Source organism: Mucilaginibacter sp., from assembly GCF_039207105.1.
GTDB lineage: Bacteria > Bacteroidota > Bacteroidia > Sphingobacteriales > Sphingobacteriaceae > Mucilaginibacter.
In genome coordinates this window covers 22,303-28,489 of the sequence record NZ_JBCECK010000068.1, presented here as the reverse complement: position 1 = coordinate 28,489, position 6,187 = coordinate 22,303, and the positions used below count along the sequence as shown (strand labels likewise).

Annotated in this window: 4 protein-coding genes; all 4 read left to right on the top strand. The window is 49.1% G+C overall.

All coding sequences use genetic code 11. The features are described from left to right. Positions 1-355: hypothetical protein (locus AAGC65_RS14850; protein ID WP_343113245.1), on the top strand; the 355-nt coding region annotated here is incomplete at its 5' end. A gap of 75 nt (positions 356-430) precedes the next feature. After that, positions 431-1,819, top strand: a complete 1,389-nt coding sequence (locus AAGC65_RS14845; protein WP_343113244.1) for a TolC family protein — start codon at positions 431-433, stop codon at positions 1,817-1,819. A gap of 8 nt (positions 1,820-1,827) precedes the next feature. Next, positions 1,828-5,088: an efflux RND transporter permease subunit gene (locus AAGC65_RS14840; RefSeq protein ID WP_343113243.1), complete on the top strand. Its 3,261-nt coding sequence runs from the start codon at positions 1,828-1,830 to the stop codon at positions 5,086-5,088. A 1-nt stretch (position 5,089) separates the two neighbouring features. Beyond that, positions 5,090-6,172, top strand: coding sequence for an efflux RND transporter periplasmic adaptor subunit (locus tag AAGC65_RS14835; RefSeq protein ID WP_343113242.1), 1,083 nt, complete (start codon positions 5,090-5,092; stop codon positions 6,170-6,172). Positions 6,173-6,187 lie beyond the last annotated feature (15 nt).

Below are 6,187 nucleotides of genomic sequence, written 5' to 3'. Positions count from 1 at the left end.
GATACATATTTTCATTTTATGTCTTTCAGCAATGTTTTTTGCCGGCAAGTCATTCCTGGGTTTTAGCGTTTATCACCAGCTTAGTGAAACAAGCGCCAATAACGTGCTAGTTAAAGTATTTGCCAAACGCAAACCGGAGTTTTTGGAAGAAGCTGCCGAAAGATCGGTGTCCATATTAAACCTGCTGCGCGACAAGGCGGACGACTTCCTGTTAACTTTTCATGCATTACTCCTTGCTTATGTTGGCTTACTACGATATCTATGGTTAGCGGGCAGGCATGATATGCCAAAAAACGTATTACCCCTTTTACAGCCAAAGCCTATATACCTCACCAGCTGCAAGCTTATTATTTGATGATCTGATGCCTGTTCGGTCTTTCTGCGGAACAGACCTGTTAAAACATCATCATTTACAGATCATTCAATTTACATGTTACGTTTTAAATTTGCCGGATGCCTGGCCTTGTTTCTGCTGGCATCCATTGCTACCCATGCTCAAGCCCCAAAAAGTTTGAGCTTGAAATACCTGCTTCAACGGGTTACCGAAGCAGCACCTGCTTTACTAACCGATTCATCGGCCATCCTCGTCAAAGATGCGCAGGCCCGCGAAGCAAGCCTCAACTGGCTTCCAAACCTTAAGCTGAACTACCAGGCAAACCTGGGCACCAATAATAATGTGGCCGGCCCTTACTTTGGTTATGGAATTGTGCCTTCAAACAATCGCGGCGTTCGCGATGAAAGTAATACAACCACGGTGTTAAGCAACCTCGGTATTGCATCTTTAGACTGGGAGGTATACAACTTCGGCGCTTACCACGCACAAAACCAGTCTGCAAGCGCGGAGGTGGAGGTTGAAAAAAGCCGGTTCGCGCGTTCAAAATACAGCCTGGAGACCTTTACTATTGAAAATTATTTACAGTTGATGCGTCTGCAGGAATTGGAAACCATCCAGTTATTCAATATTGAACGTAACCAGGAGATCCGTCGCTCTATACGGGCGCTGGCCCGCAGTGGTTTGCGGCCGGGTGTAGATACCAGTATTGCAGAGGCCGAACTTTCCAAATCGCGGTTGAACTATATCGAACTCATCAACCAGTCGAAACAGGTACGGTTGCAGCTTTCGGCAATCAGCGGCTTACCGTATGAAAGTATTATTCCCGATACCACCGCCGAGAGCAAGCTTTTCGCCCAATCGGCACAGGTAAAAATGTTTAATACTGATACGTTGAACCACCCGCTGGTTAATTACTACCGCTCGTTATACAACAGCAGCATACGACGCGAAGAAGTGGTTAAAAGCAGCTATAGCCCCAAAGTAATGCTGCAGGCCGCGGTGTGGGGGCGTGGCGCAAGTTTAGATGCCGAACAAAACTTTAAACCCCTGCACTCCGGTTGGGGCTTTCAGCGCGAAAATTATCTGGTTGGCCTTGGGGTAACTTATAACCTGTTTGATATAAAACGCAAACAGGTTAAGCTCAGCTCGCAGAAACTGGCATCGCGCTATGCGCTTAACAAGCTTCACGAGCAAAGAACCTTACTTACGGCCGGCGCAATACAGGCCGACGCCAATGTAAACACCGCGTTAGAACGCCTGAACGAGATACCTAAACAATTGAAGGCGGCCCAGGCAGCCTACCGCCAAAAATTTGCGCTTTATAAAAACGGACTCACAGACATTATTGAACTGAATGCCGCGCTAAACCTGCTATACCGTGCCGAAACCGATCATGTTTCTGCCAAATACAGTTATGTACAAGCCTTGTTTCAAAAAGCCGTTGCCGAGAACCAGGTAAGCACCGTTATAAACTTCCTTAATTAAACAGCACTATGTCAATGGTTACATCTGCGCTCAAAAAGCCGGTCACCACGGTTATTATTACCATCAGCCTGGTGATCTTTTCGGTGCTGAGCGCCCTTAAGATATCGGTAGATATCTTTCCGCAACTCAATATGCCTACCATGTACGTCATCGAATCGTACGGTGGTATGTCGCCCCAGCAAATGGAAGGCTTTTTTTCTACCCGTTTGCAAGATCAGTTCCTGTATGTAAATGGTATAAAAAGCATCACCGCTAAAAATATACAGGGGCTTACCCTGCTCAAATTGGTGTTTTATGAGGGCACCGATATGGGAGAGGCCTCCGCGCAGGTAGCCCTGCAGGTAAACCGGGCTATGAAATTCTTTCCGCCGGGAGCGTTGCCTCCGCAGGTTTTACGTTTTGATGCTTCCTCGCTGCCGGTTGGTCAGTTGGTGCTATCATCCAAAACCCGCAGCCTCAAAGATATTTATGATCTGGCCACTACCCGTGTGCGCCCCACGTTCTCGTCAGTCCCCGGCCTGTCTGCGCCGCCGCCATTTGGGGCCAACTCACGTTCGGTAACTATCAATGTAGATCCGGATAAAATGCGCAGCTACAACCTCACGCCCGACGAAATTGTGGCGGCCCTGGCCAAATACAATGTCATGTCGCCATCGGGTAACCTGCGCATGAACAATACCATGTATGTAACCACCATGAACTCCCTCATAAAACAGGTAGAAGATTTTGGCAATATCCCGGTGGTGAGTAAAAACGGTTCGCCAGTATTTATCAAAGATATGGCGCGCGTAGCCGATGGGGCCGACGTTACCGTAAGTTACGCGCTGATAAACGGCAAGCGTTCGGTATATATCCCCGCAGTAAAAACAGCCGATGCCTCTACCTGGGCGGTTGTGCAGGCGCTTAAGGCCAAATTACCCGATATGCAAAGTCTGCTGCCTGATGATGTTAAGGTGTCGTATGAGTTTGATCAGTCGGTGTTTGTGATCAACGCGGTGGAAAGTCTTGTAACGGAGGGTGGTTTGGGGGCCTTGCTAACGGGCCTCATGGTATTGTTCTTCCTGCGCGACTGGCGGAGCAGTTTGATTGTTGTGATCACCATCCCGGTATCAATTGTTATTGGTGTAATGCTGCTGGGCTTCTTCGGGCAAACCATCAACATCATGACGCTGAGCGGACTGGCGCTTGCTATCGGCATTCTGGTTGATCAGGCCACGGTAACCATTGAGAATATTCACCAGCACCTGGAAATGGGCAAAACAAAAAAGCGGGCTATTTTTGATGCCTGTCAGGAAATAGCATTCCCGTTATTGCTCATCCTGTTGTGTATACTGGCGGTTTTTGCGCCGGCATTTATGATGGAGGGTGTACCGCGGGCCATGTTCCTGCCGTTATCACTATCTATCGGTTTAACCATGATCGTATCATACGTTATCGCGCAAACATTGGTGCCCATCCTCAGTAACTGGATGATAAAGGCCGAGCAGTATCAGCATTACCAACATGGACAAGTGCATGCTCATGCCGGGGAAACTTTTGACAGCGAAGAGATGCAGCAGGTAGAAACACACCTGAACGAAGAGCAAAAGCATCCGGAGAAGAATGATCTTTTTGAGCGTATCAAACTGCGCTTTATGAATATTCTGCAAAAATGGATGCCACGGAAAAAGGGGATCGTTTTGGCTTATTTGGTGGGCGTGCTGGCGCTTGCAGCCGGCGGTTTTGTGATGATAGGAAAAGATATGATGCCCAAGCTCAATAACGGGCAGTTCCAGATACGGATCAAAGAACCCGATGGCACCCGGCTTGAGCGCACGGAGACCAAACTAAAGCAGGTGCTTCAAATTATTGATAGTACCTCTAACCACCATGTGGCCATCAGTTCGGGGTATGCGGGGCTTATACCAAGCAGTTATGGCGTAAGCAATTTGTATGTATTTAATACCGGCACGCATGAAGCAATACTGCAGGTAAATCTTGATGCAGACTATCATGTAAACATGGATGACTTTAAGGAAACCCTCCGCAAGAATATAGCCTATGCCATGCCCGAACTACGGATAACCTTTGAACCGATCGATATGACGGAGAAGATCATGAGCCAGGGCGCTTCAACCCCCATAGAGGTTACCGTTGCCGGTAAGGATATGGCGCAGATAGAGATTTACAGCAATAAGCTGATAGATAAGCTGAAACAGGTAAGCTACCTGCGGGATGTACAGATCAACCAGCCACTTAAGTTCCCGGTGGTGCAGATCACGTTGGACAGGTTAAAGCTGGCGCAAATGGGACTGAGCGTAAGCGAAATATCTCGTTCGGTTACGGCCAGTACCTCCTCCAGCCGTTTTTCAGAAAAGAACCAGTGGTTAGATGAAAGAGCTTCAAACACCTACCAGGTACAGGTGCAAATACCTGAGTATGTAATGAATAATATGGACGAGCTGCGCGAGATACCCCTGGTAAAAGGACAAAGCTCGCCGGTATTGGGGGATGTTGCCCAGTTTAAAACGGTATATGTGCCGGGCGAGTATGACCGCATGGGCCCCCGCCGGTACCTTACGGTGAGCGCGAACATTCATCAGCATGACCTGGGCAGCGCCACCACAGCAGTACAAAAAGCGGTGGACGAACTGGGCCAGCCTCCCAAAGGGATTGTTACCCAGGTGCAGGGCATGTCGGGCTTGCTGATAGATACCTTGTCGAGCCTGCAAAACGGACTGTTATTTGCCGTTCTGGTGATATTCCTGCTCCTGGCGGCCAACTACCAATCGGTTAAATTATCACTTACCGTACTATCTACCGTGCCGGCGGTAGTACTGGGTTCGCTGGCGGCGCTGCTGCTAACGGGCTCTACGCTTAACCTGCAAAGTTATATGGGCATGATCATGTCGGTCGGGGTATCGGTAGCCAATGCTATCCTGATCGTTACAAATGCCGAAAAACTTCGCATAGATTATCGTGATGCGGTAAGGGCGGGTGTAACCAGCGCATCCATACGTTTACGCCCCATCCTGATGACGAGTTTGGCAATGATAGTCGGTATGATTCCCATGGCTTCCGGCATGGGCGAGGCGGGCGAGCAAAGCGCTCCACTGGGCCGTGCGGTTATTGGCGGTTTGTTCGCCTCTACCATAGCGGCGCTTTTTATACTGCCGCTGGTATTTGCCTGGGTACAAAATAAAACTACCTACAAGTCGCCATCGCTGCTGCCCGATAATGAATCATTAGTTATTAATCACCAGGAACCCATCCTTTCAGATCAACATTAATATGAAATATCAATTATTTGCAGCACTGTTACTGGCTGCTACATTGTGCGGATGCTCGCACGCCCAAAAACCGGTTGACATGACCGAAAAAAAAGCAAGCGGAAAAGATAAATATGAAACCGGTACGGTTTCAGAACAAGCCTTGTCCAGTTACGTACGCCTTCCCGGCCAGCTTAAACCCTTTAACGAGGTGAATCTTTTTGCCAAGATAAACAGTTTTGTGAAGCAGATGAATGTAGATCGTGGCTCGGTGGTGCGCAAAGGGCAGCTGCTGGCTGTGCTGGAAGCGCCTGAGATGATGTCGCAAGCGCAGGCGGCAAATGCCCGTTACTTACAGGCGCAGGAAGCCGCCAACGCCAGCCGGGAGAAATACCGCCGCCTTAAAGAAGCGGCTAAAGAAGAAGGCGCCGTATCACCGCTTGACCTTGATAATGCCCTCTCCAAAATGAAGGCCGATGAGGCCGTGGTATTGTCAGAGCAGTCAAACGCGGCATCTATCCTCGATATTCAGTCCTACCTCAACATCCGGGCGCCGTTTGATGGCATGATTGTGCAGCGTAATGTTTCGGCCGGCGCGCTGGTAGGACCGGGAAAGTCCTCTGATCAGCCGATGCTGGTTTTACAGGACACCCGCAAGCTACGCCTGGAAGTAATGATACCGGAAGCTTATGTAGATAAAGTGGACCTGAAGCAAAAAGTATCCTTTGTATTTAACGCATTGCCGGGGCAGGAAAATAAGGCGTTCATCAGCCGATCGGCCAATGCACTGGGCAACCAGCGATCGGAGGCCGTTGAGATCGATGTACACAACAACGACCAGCGCCTTAAACCCGGCATGTATGGCGAAGTGAAAATACCGCTTATACTGGGGGCCAAGGCGCTAACAGTGCCAAATAATGCCATCGTACGCTCTACCGAGCGCCAGTACGTGATTACCATAAAAGAAGGCAAAGCGGTATTTGCCGATATTAAGGAAGGTATTGTGGGCGATGAATACACGGAAGTGTTTGGCAATCTGAAAGCCCGCGAACGCATCTTACTGCATGCCAGCGATGAGATCAGAGAAGGGCAATTGATCAATTAAAGACGATCGATTACC